This is a genomic window from Gemmatimonas aurantiaca T-27 (assembly GCF_000010305.1).
Lineage (GTDB): Bacteria > Gemmatimonadota > Gemmatimonadetes > Gemmatimonadales > Gemmatimonadaceae > Gemmatimonas > Gemmatimonas aurantiaca.
Window position 1 is genome coordinate 4,116,454 of record NC_012489.1, and the last position, 17,112, is coordinate 4,133,565.

Annotated in this window: 16 protein-coding genes and 1 pseudogene; 10 read left to right on the forward strand and 7 right to left on the reverse strand. The window is 65.9% G+C overall.

Features of this window, described 5'->3' with window-relative positions:
* The first annotated feature begins 63 nt into the window (after positions 1 to 63).
* Positions 64 to 1,296 (forward strand): annotated as a pseudogene (locus GAU_RS23015) (transposase).
* A 382-nt stretch (positions 1,297 to 1,678) separates the two neighbouring features.
* Here GAU_RS23015 and GAU_RS22520 read toward each other — a convergent pair.
* Positions 1,679 to 2,383, reverse strand: a complete 705-nt coding sequence (locus tag GAU_RS22520) for a helix-turn-helix domain-containing protein (RefSeq protein WP_015895309.1) — start codon at positions 2,381 to 2,383, stop codon at positions 1,679 to 1,681.
* Positions 2,384 to 2,524: 141 nt separating this feature from the next.
* Here GAU_RS22520 and GAU_RS17855 point away from each other — a divergent pair, with 141 nt between their 5' ends.
* Positions 2,525 to 4,672, forward strand: coding sequence for a S9 family peptidase (locus GAU_RS17855; protein ID WP_231847936.1), 2,148 nt, complete (start codon positions 2,525 to 2,527; stop codon positions 4,670 to 4,672).
* On the opposite strand, the gene GAU_RS21400 is transcribed toward GAU_RS17855, so the two are convergent.
* Positions 4,669 to 5,160: a MarR family winged helix-turn-helix transcriptional regulator gene (locus GAU_RS21400; RefSeq protein ID WP_015895311.1), complete on the reverse strand. Its 492-nt coding sequence runs from the start codon at positions 5,158 to 5,160 to the stop codon at positions 4,669 to 4,671. The genes GAU_RS17855 and GAU_RS21400 overlap by 4 nt on opposite strands.
* Before the next feature lie 75 nt (positions 5,161 to 5,235).
* Between GAU_RS21400 and GAU_RS22010 the strand changes: the two genes are divergently transcribed.
* From GAU_RS22010 to GAU_RS17890, 5 genes are all read left to right on the forward strand, one after another.
* On the forward strand, positions 5,236 to 6,309 hold the full coding sequence (locus GAU_RS22010) for an ankyrin repeat domain-containing protein (protein WP_015895312.1): 1,074 nt from the start codon (positions 5,236 to 5,238) through the stop codon (positions 6,307 to 6,309).
* A gap of 2 nt (positions 6,310 to 6,311) precedes the next feature.
* Positions 6,312 to 7,310 carry an alpha/beta fold hydrolase gene (locus GAU_RS17875; protein WP_015895313.1) on the forward strand — a complete coding sequence of 333 codons (999 nt, stop codon included), beginning with the start codon at positions 6,312 to 6,314 and terminating at the stop codon, positions 7,308 to 7,310.
* Between the two features lie 65 nt (positions 7,311 to 7,375).
* Positions 7,376 to 7,831, forward strand: a complete 456-nt coding sequence (locus GAU_RS17880) for a DUF4199 domain-containing protein (protein ID WP_015895314.1) — start codon at positions 7,376 to 7,378, stop codon at positions 7,829 to 7,831.
* Positions 7,832 to 7,871: 40 nt separating this feature from the next.
* Complete coding sequence (locus GAU_RS21410) at positions 7,872 to 8,924, forward strand: sensor histidine kinase (protein WP_015895315.1); 1,053 nt, start codon at positions 7,872 to 7,874, stop codon at positions 8,922 to 8,924.
* On the forward strand, positions 8,921 to 9,694 hold the full coding sequence (locus GAU_RS17890; RefSeq protein ID WP_015895316.1) for a LytR/AlgR family response regulator transcription factor: 774 nt from the start codon (positions 8,921 to 8,923) through the stop codon (positions 9,692 to 9,694). Before GAU_RS21410 ends, GAU_RS17890 begins: the two co-directional genes overlap by 4 nt.
* Here GAU_RS17890 and GAU_RS17895 read toward each other — a convergent pair.
* Positions 9,667 to 11,001, reverse strand: a complete 1,335-nt coding sequence (locus GAU_RS17895) for a hypothetical protein (protein ID WP_015895317.1) — start codon at positions 10,999 to 11,001, stop codon at positions 9,667 to 9,669. The genes GAU_RS17890 and GAU_RS17895 overlap by 28 nt on opposite strands.
* Before the next feature lie 85 nt (positions 11,002 to 11,086).
* Positions 11,087 to 11,209 carry a hypothetical protein gene (locus GAU_RS22860; RefSeq protein WP_269446063.1) on the reverse strand — a complete coding sequence of 41 codons (123 nt, stop codon included), beginning with the start codon at positions 11,207 to 11,209 and terminating at the stop codon, positions 11,087 to 11,089.
* Between the two features lie 521 nt (positions 11,210 to 11,730).
* Here GAU_RS22860 and GAU_RS22340 point away from each other — a divergent pair.
* The 3 genes from GAU_RS22340 to istB all read left to right on the forward strand — a co-directional run bounded on the left by GAU_RS22340 (position 11,731) and on the right by istB (position 14,699).
* A complete protein-coding gene (locus GAU_RS22340) occupies positions 11,731 to 11,910 on the forward strand; it encodes a hypothetical protein (RefSeq protein ID WP_015895318.1) in 180 nt (59 codons plus the stop codon).
* Positions 11,911 to 12,372: 462 nt separating this feature from the next.
* A complete protein-coding gene (gene istA, locus GAU_RS17910; protein WP_015895319.1) occupies positions 12,373 to 13,938 on the forward strand; it encodes an IS21-like element ISGau7 family transposase in 1,566 nt (521 codons plus the stop codon).
* A complete protein-coding gene (gene istB / locus GAU_RS17915; RefSeq protein WP_015895320.1) occupies positions 13,935 to 14,699 on the forward strand; it encodes an IS21-like element ISGau7 family helper ATPase IstB in 765 nt (254 codons plus the stop codon). Before istA ends, istB begins: the two co-directional genes overlap by 4 nt.
* Here istB and GAU_RS17920 read toward each other — a convergent pair.
* From GAU_RS17920 to GAU_RS17930, 3 genes are all read right to left on the reverse strand, one after another.
* Positions 14,683 to 14,955, reverse strand: a complete 273-nt coding sequence (locus GAU_RS17920) for a hypothetical protein (RefSeq protein ID WP_041265678.1) — start codon at positions 14,953 to 14,955, stop codon at positions 14,683 to 14,685. The genes istB and GAU_RS17920 overlap by 17 nt on opposite strands.
* A gap of 245 nt (positions 14,956 to 15,200) precedes the next feature.
* Positions 15,201 to 15,776, reverse strand: coding sequence for a DinB family protein (locus GAU_RS17925; protein ID WP_015895322.1), 576 nt, complete (start codon positions 15,774 to 15,776; stop codon positions 15,201 to 15,203).
* Positions 15,777 to 16,153: 377 nt separating this feature from the next.
* Complete coding sequence (locus GAU_RS17930) at positions 16,154 to 17,095, reverse strand: toll/interleukin-1 receptor domain-containing protein (RefSeq protein ID WP_015895323.1); 942 nt, start codon at positions 17,093 to 17,095, stop codon at positions 16,154 to 16,156.
* Between the last annotated feature and the right edge of the window lie 17 nt (positions 17,096 to 17,112).

Below are 17,112 nucleotides of genomic sequence, written 5' to 3' on the forward strand. Positions count from 1 at the left end.
CGGCGCAGCGTTGGCCTCGAAGAGAATCTGCCGCGCCCTCCGTCCCTCGTCGAGGCGTCCGCCATGGCCCGCTACAAGCCGATCGACACGCAGCCGAAGTTCCTTCCGATCAACCTCGCCGCCCAGCTCCTCCCGGGCACCTTCGAGCATGCGGTCCACCACCAGCGATGCTGCTGCGGGTGGTGCTGTTCGCGTACGCCCGCGGCATCGTGAGCAGTCGGGCGATTGCCCGCGCCTGCGAGGACCACGTCACCTTCATCGCCCTGAGCGGCGACACCCGCCCGCACTTCACCACCATCGCCCAGTTCGTGTCCTCGCTGGGCGACCAGATCGCCCCGATCTTCGCCGCCGTGCTGGCGGTGTGCGACCGGCAGGGGCTCATCGGGCGCGAGATGTTCGCCATCGACGGCGTGAAGCTGCCGAGCAATGCGTCCAAGCACCGGAGCGGCACGCGCGCCGACGCTGGCCGCGAAGGACACGGCGCGACGGGAGCGGCTCCTGCGCGACGCGGCGGAGTTGCGGACCTGGCTCACGCAGCATCCGAAGGACCGGCGCGGTCCGACCGGTGCGATCCGCAAGAGCAATCGCACGGACAATGAGAGCGCCAAGATGGCCACCAGCAAGGGCGTCATCCGGGGGTACACCGGCGTCGCCACCGTGGATGCGGCGCACCAGATCATTGTCGACGCGCAGGCGCACGGCGTGGGCGCGGAGCAGGAGCTGCTGCTGCCCGCGGTCGACGCGACGCGCGCGCTGCGCCAGCCCGAGACGATGATCACGGCGGACGCCGGGTATCACAGCGAGGCGAATCTCCGCGCGCTGGCTGACGCGGAGATCTCCGCGCTGATCGCCGACAAGGATATGCGCCGTCGCGATGCGCGCTTCGCGTCGCAGGATCGCTACACCGCGCTGCCGCACGCGCTGCTCGACCAGTCGAAGCCCGCCCGGAAGCCACTCGCCGTGTTCGGGCCCGACGACTTTCAGTACGATCCCGTGGCGCGCCCCTGCATGTGTCCCGCCGGGAAGTCACTCTATCGCCGTGGCGCGGCACGCGTCACCCACGATCATGTCGGCGCGCACTTCCGCGGCGCCAAGCGCGACTGCGGGCCGTGTGCGCGAAGCGCGCAGTACGCGCAACGCTTCGCGGTCGTGGAGCCGGTCTTTGCGAACCGGCGCGCGAACAAGCGGCTCGATCGCTTCACGTGGCGCGGTCGCGGGAAGGTCGACACGCAATGGAAGTTGTACTGCCTGGTGTACAACATCGAGAAACTGGCCCACGCAGGCTACGCCGCGTAGGCGCGGCACGGGCGCCGCAGGGCGGTCGGAGCGCCTTTCGACAACACCATTCGTGCGATCTGCATGCCGCGACCGTCAAGATCAGGTTCGCGCCGCGTTGAAGCGCGCACTGGCGCTCCCGAATGGACTTATCCTGCAGCTTCAACGCAGCGCTCTGCCGCGAGGCCTGATGACGATGTGAAAGGCAAACGTAGTGAGCCGGTCGCGTTCTCTGGTCAGCTCCGTCGGCAGCAGCGACCCGTGAGACCTAGGGCAGAGTGAGATCTGGGCGGCGGTGCGTTCGATGGCGGCGAATGCGCCCAGTCCGAGTTCGAGCAGCAGTTCGGGGGCGGTGAGGGCGCTGGCTGGTGAGGTGGCGCTAGGTGTAGCCGGTGCGCGGCACTCAGCACGCCAGCCGGTCAGGGTGGGGCACGATGGAATAGGTCCGGTTCAATTTTTCCCGCGTAGCGATGTAACGCCGGGGCGTCATCCCGGATAGTCGCCGGAATTCTCGGATGGCATGGGAGTGATCGGCGTACTCCGTGACATGAGCGCTCCATGGTGTCGAGACGCCGTGCTGATGCAGCGCCCGCATCAATCGTCCGAAGCGGGCAATCTGCCGATAGGTGGACGGACTGTGTCCGGTGTACGCCACACATAGCTGATGCACACGCCGCGGGGAGAGCGCCACATCGCCAGCGATGGTCGCGATCGATGCACTTCCCGTGATGGCATCGATCAGTCGGGCGGTTCGGACAGGCCAGCGTGCCGTCGCGGCGATGTGGGCGAGGGTGGTGGCCACCACCTGAATCCGGTGCTGCCCATCCGGCTGGCGCGGCAGCTGGTCGCCCATCGTGCGCCAGGGCGCCGACACGGCGGCCAGATCGATGATGCGATTCGCGATGGCTGCCCCGTTCAGTCCGGCGTAGATGGGGAACGCCCAGGGCGCCACGACCACACTCACATAGCCGATCGCGCCGGCGGCGGGGTCGCGTCCCTCCGAGGACAGGGAGGCGATGCCGCGCGCCGCGATGCGCGGGAACGGCCTCCACTGCCTCTCGTCGGGCAAGCGATACTGTCCCACGACGCCAACGTTGATCGTGCACACGATGTCAGCCAGCGGAAGCCGAAGAAAGTCTCCGTCGGGTACGGGGGCTTCGTGCCATTCGATGTGCCGGACCCCCGGAAGCCGCGCATCGCTTCCGATCCGTTCTATCCGTCGGCCATTGCCCTCCGGTATCGTTTCGACATGCATCGCACTCTTCTCCCGCTTGTCGTTCAGATGGTGCTCCCGCTTGCGCGTCCGTGGCACGCGTCGTGGATCATCGTGCCACTGCTCGCCGCGCTGAGCGTACGAGGCGCCACGGCCTGGGCGCAACCGCGCGATCCCGTGCCGTTGCTCCCCCTCGAGCAGCTCATGGCGCGTCCGCGCGTCACGACGGTTCAGATCAATCCCACCGGACAGACACTCGCGGTGCTCGAAAAGGTTGGATCGCATCCGGCCGTTGTGCTTTATGCGGTGGGACAGGGTGCCACCAATACTTGGGCCCCGACGCGACTCGGAGTGGCGTTTCAGGACACCGTCCGCTCGGTCAGCAATGTGAGATGGTCCGGGGACGGTCGGTGGCTGCTCATTCTGCACGACCGCGGCGGTGACGAGGGGTACCACCTGCTGCGCGTCGATCCGCGGGCGGTGACCGGTGAACGCCAGAGCGGCGCCACGGCGACCGATCTGACCCCCTTTCCGGGAGCGGAAGTCGAGCTGCTGGCCACGCCGGCGGGAGGTGGCGCCATCATCGCCTCGAATCATCGCGACCCGCGGGTGAGCGACGTGTACGTACTCGACCTCGACCGCGGCGCGCTGCGACGGCTCGCCACGAACCCGGGCGATGTGACGGTGTGGGCGATCACGCCCGAGGGGTCGGTGGCAGGGGCCAGTGCGGTACGCCCCGATGGCATGCTGGAGGTCCGCACGCCGGGCCCGGCGCCCGATGCCCCCTGGCAAACGGTGTATCGCGCGCCACCGTCTGAGAGATTCACGCTGCTCGGCGCCGAGCGCGGTGGTCGCGTGCTGGTGGCGCGCAGTAATGTCGGCCGTGCCACCGAGGCATTCGCGTTTATGGATGCGTCGAGCGGACGCGTGCGGCGATGGCGCGTCTCGTCCTGTCGCGGCTTCGATGCCGGCACGCTGGTCACGACGGCAGCGGGGGAGGTGCTCGGTGAATCCTGTGCGACGTCGCACCGCACGTTCGTGCCGGCAACCGCGCGCGGCCAGAAGCAGTTGCAGGCCGCGCTGCGCCGACTCGAGGGAACCGGCACGGGTGCTGACGTCCTGCGTGCGCTCGAGCTCGAAAGCATGACAGCCAACGGTGAGCGCCTCGTCTTCTACTCCCACGCGGCTACCGACCCCGGCCGGTTCCTGTTGTACGATACGCAGCGCGGCGTCGCCGATACGGCCTTTGCGATGCGGCCCGACATCGACCGCGCGCAGCTCGCACCCACCACGTTCCATTGGTTTCGCGCGCGGGACGGACTCCGTCTCTCCTTGCTGTTGACGCGATCGCGGGTGCGCGTTCCGGGCTCCGCGAACGCACGTCAGCCGGCCGTCGTGGCGGTCCACGGTGGACCGTGGAGTCGCGATGAGGTGGGATATGCCGGCGAAACGCAGTTGCTGGCGAATCGCGGCTACACCGTGATTCAGGTGAACTTCCGTGGTTCCACCGGACTGGGGCGGGCGACCGTGGACGGCGCGGTGGGCGAATTCGGCCAACGCATGTCCGACGATTTGCTCGACGCGATCGCGTGGAGCGTGCGAAACGCGAACGTCGATCCCGCACGCGTGTGCATTCTGGGGGGCTCCTACGGCGGATTTGCTGCACTGGTGGGGATGACACGCGATGCCGCACACTATCGCTGCGGCATCGACTACGCCGGCCCATTCGACCTGGAGACGCTCATCCGTGCGTTTCCGCCGTCGTGGCAACCGTTCCTGCCGCGCTCGTGGTATCGCTTCGTGGGCAATCCAGACCAGCCCGCGGCCCTCGAGCGGATGCGCCGCGTCTCACCGCTCGCGCAGCTCGAGAAGGCGCGCGGACCGCTGCTCGTGGTGCACGGGGACAACGATCCGCGGGTGCGCACGGACCAGGCGCTGCGAGTGGTCCGTTCCTGGCGCGCCCGTTCATTGCCGGTGTCGCTGCTGCTGGCCGGCAACGAAGGGCACAGCTTCAACGAGGAGTCGACGTCGCTGGCGGTGAACCGGGCGGTGGAACGCTTCCTCGGCGACTGGCTGGGAGGACGCGTGCAGTCCACGGTGGCACCGGACATCACGCGGACGCTCGAGGCGCTTCGGGCCGCGGGCGAACGCGCTGCAGCGCCGGCACCACCCGGAGCGCGCTAGCCCGAATAGGTCTCGCGCAGTGCGGCGATCAGCGCGTCGAGGTGCGTACTGCAGCCGGCCAGAACGCGCTGCGACTCGACCGGCAGCCGCGAGATCGCCGCTGAGAGCCAGTCGAGGCGCCGCCTTTGGGAGCGCAGCATGAGGTCGCGACCGCCCTTGCTGGCGCTCACGATGGTGCGCCGCGCATCCACCGGGTCCGGGGTGCGCTCCACCCATCCATCAGTCTCCAGCTCGCGCACCAGCAGCGACATCGATGGGGCGCTCACGCCTTCGATTCGCGCGAGCTCGGCTTGGGACATCGGTCCGACGAAGACTAGCACCGAGAGCACCGATAGACGCGAGGGACTGACGCCCGACTCGCGGTCCACGTCGCGTAAGAGCCGCAGCACGTTGACCAGTGTCCGGTGCAGCTCGCCGACGTCGACGAGCGGGCCCGAGCTGGTCGGGGCATCCCAATGGGGATCGCGAGGAGAGCGGGGAGCAGCCATGGGGGAAAGATAGTGCAGGCTTGCCGTTAGTGAGTCTAATAATTAGACTACCTAAACATTCAATGGAGATCACCGATGACGACACCGGAAACCACGCCCCTGCTACGGGCGCTGTACGAAGGGCGCCCGGATGTGGCGCATCGCTTGGCGGCGGCGGGGCCGCTCGCACTCCCCGAGGCTGCAGCACTTGGGGCCGTCGACGCCGGACAAGCACTGCTCGAAGCTGCCGGGGACGTCGAGGAGACCTCTCCCGACGGATGGCCGTCACTTCATTTGGCCGCGTTCTTCGGCCACGCGGCGATGGTGGAGCTGCTGCTGAAGTGGGGGAGCGACGTCAATCGCATGGCCACCTCCTCGCAAGGCAATTCCGCGCTGCATGCGGCACTTGCGGGACAGGGGAACGACGCGATCGTTGCCGCGCTTCTGGCCGCCGGCGCCGATGCGAACCGGCCCGATGTGCATGCGGTGCGACCTGTGCATCTTGCCGCCGCGCGTGGCAACATTCGTGCGCTCGAGCAACTGGCGGACGCCGGAGCCCAGCTGGATTCGCCTCTGCCGGACGGCACGAACCCGGCCACGCTGGCGCGACAGCGCGGCCACGAGGGCGCGGCGACGTGGCTCGACCAACGCGCCCCCGCGCGTGAGCCCGATGTAACACGGCGCTCGGCCGTCCTTGCTGGCGCGCTGCTCCTGAACGACGCACGGCGGTGGCCGCGTATGGCGGCGGCGCAACAGACGCCACCGCTGCCTGCAGAGGTCGTGCGCGACTTTGTGCGCGCGGCGCATAGCGATCTCGCCGCTGTGCGGTCGCTCATCGATGCGCGACCGACGCTCGTCAATGCCTGCCAGGATTGGGGGGCGGGTGACTTCGAAACGGCGATCGGCGCGGCCAGTCACATGGGTCGCCGCGACATCGCCGAGGTGCTGCTCGCAGCCGGGGCCCGTCCAGATCTCTTTACACATATCGTGCTCGGAGATTTCGAACTCCTTCGTGCGCAGCTCCATCGCCATCCGTCGCTGGTGCGCACGAAGGGTCCGCACGGATTGACCTTCGAGGCCCACGCGAAGGTCACCGGCCACTCGGACGTCATTCGGCAGGTCGCCGACATCGTCGCCGAAGCGCGTGCGGCGCTCGAGACGCCGCGCTGAGCATGAGACGCAAGGGCCGCTGGCCGGGTGCCTCGCACGGCGCACGTCGATGGGCGGCCCTGCTGCTTCTGTCGGTGGGTGCGCGCGCGGGCGCCGCGCAGGGTGCAACAGCGACGTGTCGGCCGGACGGCGTGACGACCCACCGGTCGCCGCGCGGCATCGCGTACGAGGTCATCGGATGCGGACCTGCGGTACTCATTCTCCACGGATTCTCGGTGGATCGTCGCATGTGGCGCGACCTCACGCCGACGTGGCGGACGCACGCGCAGCTTGTCCTCGTCGATCTCCCCTCACATGGTGCGTCGGCTACCGCAGTGGCGGGCACCGATCCCGTCGATGACCTGCTGAGCATCCTCCGGGACGAGCAGCTCGAACGCGTCGCGATCATCGGGCACTCCGCCGGTGCGGCACTCGCCGTGGATCTGGCCGCCCGCGCGTCGGGGCGTGTGTCCGCGCTGATCCTGCTGTCTCCCAGCATCACCGGGTTCGCTTCGCGCACGCCCGTGGATCTCTCAGCGGTCGCGCAGCGCGTCCGTGCCGGGGATCCAACCGGTGCCGCCGAGGCGTGGCTAGCGACGTCGGTGATGCGCACCAACCTTGCCCCGGCGCGCTCGTCCTGGTTCAAGGACCTCGTTCGGGACAATACGCGGGTCTGGCAGCTCGACGGCGGACGCGCACCACGACCGCGCGCCTCCGTCGACGAGCGCCTCGCGTCGCTCCGCATGCCGGTGTTCGTTGGCGACGGGGCGCTCGACAGCGCCGGGACCCACGAAGTGTCGCACGCCATCGCATCTGCACAGCCCCGCGCCCGACATGAACGCTTCGGCGATGCCGGGCACTGGTTTCCCGTCGAGCGTCCCGAGGTCATCAGTGCACTCGTGCTCGACTTCCTGCTCGGCACATGGTGCCGTCCTCGACGCGCGTCGCCGGTGACATCCTGCCCGTCCGGTCCCTCCGCCGGCGAAAGTGGTCGGCTCGCCGAATCCTCCCCTCATCGCTGAGCCGCGTCCCGGTCAGCCTGATCACCTTGCTGCCGGTTTCCCTCACCCTCTTCGCGATCAGATCTATGCCCTTCAATCGCACCACCTTGCTGGCCGGCGCCTTCGCCGGAATCGGAACGGCACTCTGGACGCTGTTCGAGTTCACGATGGGCTGGCACACAACCCACATCGAGGTCGGAGCGAAGACCGGCTTCGTCGGTGTGTTTTTTCCGTTGCTGGCCATTCTGTGGGCGCTTCGTGCCACCAAGGCCCGAACCAATGGGCAGCTGACACTCAAGCAGGCCCTGCTGGTCGGATTGTCGGTGGCACTCGTGCTCGCGGGGATCGGCGTGGTGTTCTATCAGATCTACTACAGCGTCATCAATCCCGACTTCCTTACCCGCTTGCGCGCTGCCGGTACACCGACCGACACAGAATCACAGCTCATCACGGTTGTGGTCGGGTCCATCGGATTCTCGCTGTTGGTGGCGCTGCTGGGTGGGCTGGCCATGCGCTCAGGCGTGGACGCACCGCAGCGGTAATCACATTGGCTGACCCGACAGCGCCGCACAAATTGAGACTATGACGGACCGCGTCAGTTCATTCCCTCGCCCCCCGCTGCGTTTTGTCGCCGTGGTCGCCGCGATGCTGTGTACGGCGTACATCTCGGTGTTTCTCGCCGGCGGCCAACCGATGTCGCTATACGTCGGGGTCGATGCGCTGGCGAACACCGTAGCGCTGGTGCTTATGGCGATGGCAGTCCGATGGTTCACCGATCGTGTGCCCTGGTCCCGGGCCGGGCGGTGGTGGTTCCTTCCGGCACACACACTGGCGGCGATTGCCGCGGCACACCTCTCTCTGCTGGTCACGGCCGTGGCGCTGGGCATCGCGGCAATTACGCGGACCGGTCGACTGGTACCGACGTGGCTGGTCGGGCCCGCGCAACAGTGGCAGCTGTTCACTCAGGTCTTTGCCTACACGGCGGTAGCGGGCAGCTGCTATGCCTTGCAGGTGATGGCCGACGCGCGCGACGCTCAGGTGTTGCGTCAGGAAGCCGAACTGGCCCGCCTACGCGAGCGACTCGATCCGCACGTCCTGCTCAATACGCTGCATTCGTTGCTGGAGCTGGTGCGCAGTCAGGATCCCGGCGCCGAGGAGGCCATCGATCGGTTCGGGCGCGTCGTCCGCTATGTCACCACGCCGCGGGAGGCGACGTCAGATCTGGTATCGCTGCGTGAGGAGTGGGCACACCTCGAGGACTACCTGGCGTTGGAGCAGCTCCGCCTCGGCGCGCGGCTACGGGTGGTCCTGCGCCTCGAGGACGCTGCGGTCGCTTCCCGGCTGCCGGCCTTGTCGCTGCAACCGCTGGTGGAGAATGCGATCGTGCACGGTATCGCGCCGCGCCCGGGACCGGGCACCGTGCACGTGTGTGCCACTCATGACGCTGGCGAGGTGCAGATCACGGTCACCGATGACGGCGTGGGAACGATGCTGCCGTCCACGCCAGGTACAGGAAGCGCGCTTCGACTCGTGCAGGCACGCTTGCGCGTGCACTTCGGGGCGGCAGCCGAGATGGAGTGGGGAGCGGGCCTCGGTGGCTACGGCTGGCGCGTGACCATGCGCGTGCCGGCATGAGCCGACCGACGGAGCTGCTCCGTGTGGCGATCGCCGAGGACGAGCCGCTCGCACGGCGCGCGCTGCGACGCATGCTCCAGGAGGATCCGGCGGTGCTGCTCGTGGCCGAAGTAGAAGATGTGGCGGCGCTGACGGCGCTCCTCCGGCACCCGACTCCCGTCGATGTCCTGTTTCTCGATGTCCGCATGCCCGGCGGGTCTGTATTCGAGTGCCTGCCGTTGGTTCGACCGGAGACGCTGGTGGTCTTCACGACGGCACATGCCGAGCATGCCGCGGCGGCGTTCGACCTCGATGCCGTGGACTATCTACGCAAACCGTTCGGCGCGCGCCGGGTCCACGAGGCGCTCGAGCGGGTGCGCCGACGCCGTCGGATCACGCCCACGCGGACCGACGCCGACGGACACCTGCTGGTACGCGTCGGCGTGCGCGACGTGCCGGTGCGCCTGGCGAGCGTGTGGCGCTTTGAAGGGGCAGACGACTGCGTGCGCGTGGTGACGGCCGATCGCAAACTCCTCCACGCGGTCACGCTACAGTCGCTGGAGGAAGCGCTCGCGGCGCAGGGGTTTCTGCGCATCCATCGGCGGCACCTTGTCAACAGCGGCGCGATTCGGGCACTCGTACCCCATGATGCGCATCGACTGGCCGTTGAATTGCCCAACGGCGACCGACTGGTGGCCAGTCGCCGAGGTACCTCAGTACTGCGTGCCTGGTCGCAGCGCGCGGCCGGCGCCGCGGCGGCCGATCACTCTGCCGGGGGCACCCGCAGTTGAACACCTTGCTTCACGCGGTCACGAATGTCCAGTAGGCATTCGCGCCGGTTGAGCGGATTGCACCCCAAGGTCAGAAAGCTGGCCTCGTAGCCCGCGCGCAGGATACCGATCCGACGACCTGGGAAGATGGCCTGAGGCGTCGTCACGCTGCGCAGCCGAATGAGACTGGAAGCGTCGCCCCCGAGTACATCCACCAGCGCCGTTGCATCGCGCACGATGATCTCGGCATCGGAGTAGGTGTCCGACCCCGTGAGCAGTCGCGCTCCATATCGCTGCAGCAGCCTGATGTTCTCATCGAACACCGTGCGTACACGGCGCTGTGCTGCACTGTCACGCGCCGACCCACGGGCTAGACCGATAGTGGGCACGACAGGGATGCCGGAGGCCCCGATCCGACGGGCGAGCGGCTCAGTCAAGCGATAGCGATCGAGTGTGCTGTCGGCGGCGTCCGCCACCCCGTACCCCGGAACGTGGGCAAGTCCGTCGATGCCGCCATCCATGGCAAGCTGCACATCATAGGCGGTTTCGACGTGTGCCCAGGCCTTCCGCCCCATCGCGTGCGCGGAGTCGATGAGCGGTCGGACCACGTCGGCGCTCAGCCCGTAGCTGCCGGCGCGAGTCGAGTCGACGAGAATGGTACGGCGATGCTCGGTGTCCAGTAGCATCACCTTGAGAACGGGTACGGTATCGCGGCGGAGTCGCCGAACAACCGCTGGCAGTTGGGGCAGGCTGTCGAGCGTGAGGTAGACATCTCCTTCGCGGGCCCGACTGCGGGCAGCAGCCAAGCGCTGCGTGGGATCGCTCGGGAACGGCACGCGATTGAGGCCGAGTGACTCGTACAACAGCTCCGGATGGCCACCATAGGCGGTTACCGGGGTGTTGGCGTACGCGGCATCGATGCTCGCGGGCGTATTGATCTGGCCGGCTAACTCTCGACGTCCGGCACGACTGTTTCCAAGCACCTGCACGTAGAAGACACCCGCCCGCAGGTAGAGATCTCGAATAGCGTCGAAGTTGAAGCCGCCGTCGGGGCTATGGGTGTGCGCATCACCATACGGCGGGACCACGTACTGGCCGCGCATGGGTACGATACTGTCGGCGCCACGGGTGGGCGGTGCCACAAAGCGACCGTTGCGAACGAAGCGCGATCCGCGTTCAAAGCGCGCCCCCGCAAACCAGTGCGCATCGCGATACTCCACGACGCGTGTGGTATCGAGCGCCGGCTGGGCGTTTGCGATGCCGGTGGTGCTGCCGCTCAGTAGGAGCGCGATCAGCGTGCCGCGGCCGGTGTGGATGAGGAAAGTCATACCGCAGACTGTGCACCCCTCGCAATTCGCGGCAGCGCCGACGAGCCAGGTGCCGGTGAACCGGCCAGAGCCCCCGGTCAGCGCATCAGCGCATCAGCGCATCAGCGCTACCGCCGTGGCCGGAGCTGCCGCGCCCTTCGAGTCGACTGCGCCACCCGTGGTCGAGGATCGGGTCATCGTTGAACATGACACCGTCGATGTAGGCCATCTGGTCGGCGCGCGCGGGGCGCGTGATGGCTACCGTGGACTTACAAGACTTTCGTGGAGCGGCGGGTGACAAAGTTGCGACGCTTCACGACCTCGCCTCTGCTCGTGGAGCGCCTCGAATTCCTTGGGGTCGGTACCCAGGACCGCGGCCGCCGTCGAGTGACGTGTAGTAACGCCGCTCTCCAGAGCATCTTGGAGATGGCATGCCACATCGTGAGCCGCGCGTTCCTCACCATGGTTCACGAGTTCCGGATCGCTCCAGATTCGCTTTCGCTCAGACTCCACGATGTTTGCGTAGTGAAGCCTCACAAGATGAATGTGCTGACGAAGCATCATCATCTCGTACGGGAACTCACCAAATCGAATGTCTATCTTCGTATCTTCCTTTGAAGAGGCGTGCTTTCGCCACATAACGTGTGCTCTTGCTGCAAGCGCTCCCCCAACCGCTACCGCCCCTCGCTCGTCGACAGCAATCGTCGAGATGGCGCGGCGCGCGAAGTCCCTGATTCTGCGAGACACTTGATGGCCGCAGCCGCGACGACGACGAACTCGTCGGACGCCTCGGGCAATGCGGTCGCCAGTGAACGCGGCCGGTACATCGTCCCATTGGCGCATGTATCGCGTGAGCGTCAGGACATCCCAGACGCGCATCGGCGACGCGGCAGTCTCAATTGTGTGCTGCGAGAACGGCATCGATCGTGAGGTGGCAGGGGGCGAGTCGATTTTCCACAAGGCCATGCTCTACGGCGGGTCTTTGGAACAAGGCGGCAGGCGAGCGGAGTGAGCCAGCCGCCTTCCTTAGCGCCCCGTCGGCAGCAGCGACCCGTTAGGCGTGATGTATTGCGAGGGGCAATGCATCAAGCGCTTCATGTCGCGCAGCAGTACGGACGCACTCCTGAACGGTGAAGCACGAGACCCTCAGGGGGCCGCGATCTCTTGCCGTCGTTTGCGACCTCCTCCCTTTCTTCGACGGCGTGGCGTCAATCGCACAAATGGTGGACCCGGATCACGAGGTGCTGGCGGCGGGGCATTCGCCTCCCATACACGGCGAGCAACCCTCGGTGGACACCCAAATCCGGCCACCAGTCGACACCTGAAAACCGGCCACCACAGGCGAGCTGAGGCGTAGCCCGGTGGGGCGTTCCGAGAGGGACGTTTCCCGCCATGAGCAACGTCTTGGACGAGACCAAACAGCAGCAGGTGATTGCGTTGGGGCGACTGGGGTGGTCGCTCCGGCGCATCGAGGCGGCGACCGGCGTCCGCCGCGAGACGATCAGTGGGTATTTGAAGGCGACCGGCGTCGCAGTCCGCCGGCGCGGCGGCCGGCCGACGCAGTGGCCACCACCAAATCCGGCCACCACGGGCGAGGTGTCCACCGACCCGGTGTCCATCGGGACCGTGGTGGCCACGGTCGCGCGGCCGGGCCGGGCGCCGACGGCGAGCGCCTGCGAGCCGTACCGCGAGCAGATTGTGGAGGCCGTCCGCCGCGGCCGGAACGCGATGGCGATCTGGCAGGACCTCGTCGACCAGCACGGCTTCGACGGCCGCTATGCGAGTGTGCGGCGCTTCGTCGGTCGCCGGCGCGTGACGTCGCCCGAGCCGGCGGGGATCATCGAGACCGCCCCCGGCGAAGAAGCCCAAGTCGATTACGGCGAAGGGCCGATGGTGCGCGATCCCGTGAGCGGCAAATACAAACGCACGCGGCTCTTCGTGCTGACGCTCGGCTACTCGCGCAAATCCGTGCGACTGCTCACCTGGCGCTCCAGTAGTCAGCGGTGGGCGGCGCTGCATGAAGAGGCGTTTCGTCGGCTCGGCGGCACGCCCCGCGTGATTGTCCTCGACAATCTCCGTGAGGGCGTGCTCACGCCCGATGTGTACGACGCCCAGCTCAATCCGCTCTATCGCGATGTGCTCGCGCACTACGGCGTGGTCGCGCTCCCGGGTCGCGTCCGCGATCCAGATCGGAAGGGGAAAGTGGAGTCGGGGATCGGCCACACGCAGCGCACGCCGCTCAAGGGGCTGCGTTTCGAGACCCTCGACGCCGCGCAAGCGTACCTCGATCAGTGGGAGCTCCGCTGGGCGGACACGCGCATCCATGGCACCACGAAACGCCAGGTCAGCGTGATGTTTTCGGAGGAGCGCCCGCAGCTGCAGTCGCTGCCCCTGGAACTCTTTCGCTACTACCGGCACGGCACGCGCGTGGTGCATCTCGACGGCTGTGTGGAAGTCGAGGCCGCGTACTACAGCGTGCCGCCGGGCTGGATCGGGCAGCAAGTCGTCGTGCAGTGGGATGACCTCCACGTGCGGGTGCTCGATCCCAAGACGAGCGGGCTGCTGCGCGAACATCTGCGCACACGCCGTGGGCATCATCGCGTGGCCGATGCCGACCGTCCGACTCGCACACCGGCGAAGACGCTCGCCCTCCTCGATGTCGCGCGCAAAGCCGGGCCATCGATCAGCGCCGTGTGTGAGCACATCCACCGTACCGAGGGCGTCCTCGCGCCGCGTCGCATCCTCGGCGTGCTCGCGCTCGCGCGCAAACACGGGCCGGCCCTCACGGAGGACGCGGCCCATTTCGCGCTCGAAGCCGGCGCGCCGTCCTATCGCTTCCTCCGGCGCTATCTCGAACGCGTGAAGCTGCCAGCCACGGCACTGAAGCAGATCGACCCGCTCATCCGCCATCTCACCGACTACCGCGCCCTCATCGAACAGCGAGCTGCCGCCTCATGAACGTCACCGAACTGGATCGCGCCCTCCGCAAGCTCCGCCTCTCCGGCATGGCGGACGTACTCGAAACGCGCCTGCGCCATGCGCAGGCCGAGCGGCTGCCGCCGCTCGATCTCGTCGCGATGCTCGTCAATGACGAACTGCAACGGCGCCAGGATCGCCTGCTCGAACGGCGGCGTGTACAGGCCCGCTTCCGCGATCCGAACCGCTCGCTCGACTCGTTTGATTTTGCGTTTAACAAGAAGATGAATCGCGCGCTGATTTTTGAGCTCGCGACCGGCCGCTTCATCACGCAGCGCGAAGATCTGCTGCTCGTCGGTTCACCCGGTACGGGAAAGAGTCACGTGGCGCAGGCGCTCGGCCACGCGGCGATTCAGCAAGGCCATCGCGTGCTCTATCGCGAAGCGCATCTGCTCCTCGAAGAGCTCACCGACGCCACGCTCGACGGGACCCGGAAGGAGGTCTTCACGGAACTCAGCACCGTCCCACTCCTGATCATCGATGATCTCGGCATGCGAAAGCTGCCGCCCACCGCCGCCGAAGATCTGCTCGAGCTGATCATGCGCCGCTATGAACGCGCCTCGACGATCCTCACCGCGAATCGCCCCGTCGATGACTGGGGCAAGCTGCTCGGCGACACCGCCGCCGTCACGGCGCTGCTCGACCGGCTCCTCCATCACGCCCACGTGATCACTTGCGGCCCCCGGAGCTGGCGGACCAAACTCCATGGGGCGACCGACACCACCGTCACGCCGACCCGATAACCAGCCTCAGCCTGTCGTCGTGGTGGCCGGTTTTGAAGTGTCGATCAGTGGCCGGATTTGAGGTGTCCACCGAGGCAACAACCACGATTGCCGCTAGCGCAATGGCGGCGAAACTCTGTAGCCAGAGTGACCAACCGCTGGCGAGGATTGCGCCGAGCAGAACGACGATGACCGTGCCGAGCACATAGCGAACCCCGCCGCCGATCAGCGCTTCGGCCTGCTCAAACTCGGCCTCCGATAGCTCGGACATCGCCACGACATTTCGTCCGAGGCGGCGCGCTGCGGCGCGGCGAATGTCATCGGCATCCGGTTGGTGCGACGTGATTAAAGAGGAGAATAGTGCCGACGAACGCCGCGTTCTGCTGCAAAGGCTCAAATAAAATTAGCTGTGAACGAAGCAGCGCGGAGCGCTGCGTAGTTACACAGCGTACCTCAATGCCTTTGACTGCAGCAACGCTCGTTAGACAACACGTTCGAAGACGCTCCGGCCACGCGCGAAACTCAACGCGTCGTCTGGGGCAACGATGAGGGCGGTACCATTCCAAGGATTCGCATGTACGTGGCGATCTGTGCATAGTGCTCGGCCAAATCCGTCACAAACAGAATGAGGAAGCGCGCGCGGGGCGCCGTAGTCTGCTGCGGCGTTCCCTCGCCCACCGCAAACGGATCGGCGAGACTCGCATCCGAAAGCTTGGCGATTGCTTCATTGCAGAACACAAAGGATTGGCGCAATCGAGTCAATAATGTGTCTTTGGGCCATCGCGCCTTGAGCGTGTCCGCCAAGGAATCCTTCGCCGTCATCTTGCGGGTTCGATCGCCGAAACGCGAACACAATTGATAGTTGGCGTCTTCGAGATGTTGCGCGATGTATCCAATCGATTGCTGGATAGGCGTAGGCTTAAATGCGTACTGGTTCGCTGGAATGGAATCGAAGGCGGCGAGGAGCCATGTGCCATAGGGTCGTCCGAACCCTCGAAACGTCTGCGCGACCGTATTGGAGGAGGGGGCGGCCGACGTTTGCGCAGCAAGCAGCGTCGGCGTCAGCACTGCGGCGAATAGGATCCAAAGACGTCGCATCAATCACATGGGAGAGGTGGGCAACCGCGTTGTGATGCGCATTACACATCCGGTTGTCGACAGTTCCACCGAGCTTAGACGCCACTCGGAATCAAGTGTTGTCTAACGCCCAAGTTCACTTGCGAGCGAGTCCAACAAGAGCGCGCGAAGCGAGCATTCCCTGGATCGCTCGTCAAGTGCAACGCTCGTTAGATAGCTGGGCGGGTCGAACTGTCGTATTCGGTCTATCGTTCCGCTCGGACCGGGCCGCCACACTTTGGGCATCGGACGGGAACAGGTCGAACCTTCTTGTATTCGGCCTCGCCGGGCTCTAGCACCTCGATAACAAACGACTCTTGGCATCGGTCACAGATGAATCGCGCCTGTTTCATGATTGCCTACTGAAGTCGTGAGATGAACGATGACCAGAGATACTCCGCCGCGCCGTGGGGCGTCATCAGCGACTCTCCGGTCGGACGGGCGAAGCCTAAGCCGCTGGCTTTGAGTCCGAGCTGAAATCCATCATCGTCGATGCGGAGGCCGTCGTTGATGCTATTGGTTGCAATCGAGTCGTTGGCGGAGTAGGCGATATCCATTCCGAACGACATACCCTCGGCTAACCAAACATGGCAACTCGTCATCTTTGAACCGCCTTGGTAGACGGCTGCTGTGAATCCGGCCGCCGACAACCTTTTGAAGCGAAACTCAATACCTGGGTTGCGATCTCTGAGCTCACCGAGAGAATTCTCAAAGAACTTGTCAATGTACGAGAAGGCCTCATCTCGGAAGCCATCTCGATCACGATCGGTAAAAGTCTTCTTCAGCCGCAAGTTGCTGGATCGTACTCCGGCATCCGGATTCACAGCTCCCGCGACCGTCTTTGGTGTCGCCACCTCGGCCTTATTCAATGACACAGCCGCTGCACGGATGTCACGAGCTACTTCTAGGAAGGCATCATTGACGTTTGGGAACTTTGCGATCGGCTTACCGTCACTGGGGGTCGCCCGCAACTTTCGAAATGGTGACTCCAGCCAGTCGCACGGCTGGAGAATGACTGGAATTACGACGGCAGTGCGTTCGTCGTGCCGTTGCAGCGCTCGCTGAGCCTCCGTCTCGTAGCAATAGTCCGACGCCAGAAAGTGGGGACTCAACAGCAAGAGGATAACATCGGCACGTTCTAGGTGCTCGCTGATTTCGCGGTCGAGGTCACTGCCCGCGGTAATGCGTCTATCATGCCACGCACGAACGAGCCCGTTGCGCTTCAGCATGGAGAGATGGACCTCCAGCTCGTTGCGCATGGCTTCATCGTGATGAGAGTACGAAAAGAAGAGGTCGATCATGTGGCGTGGTGAGGCTC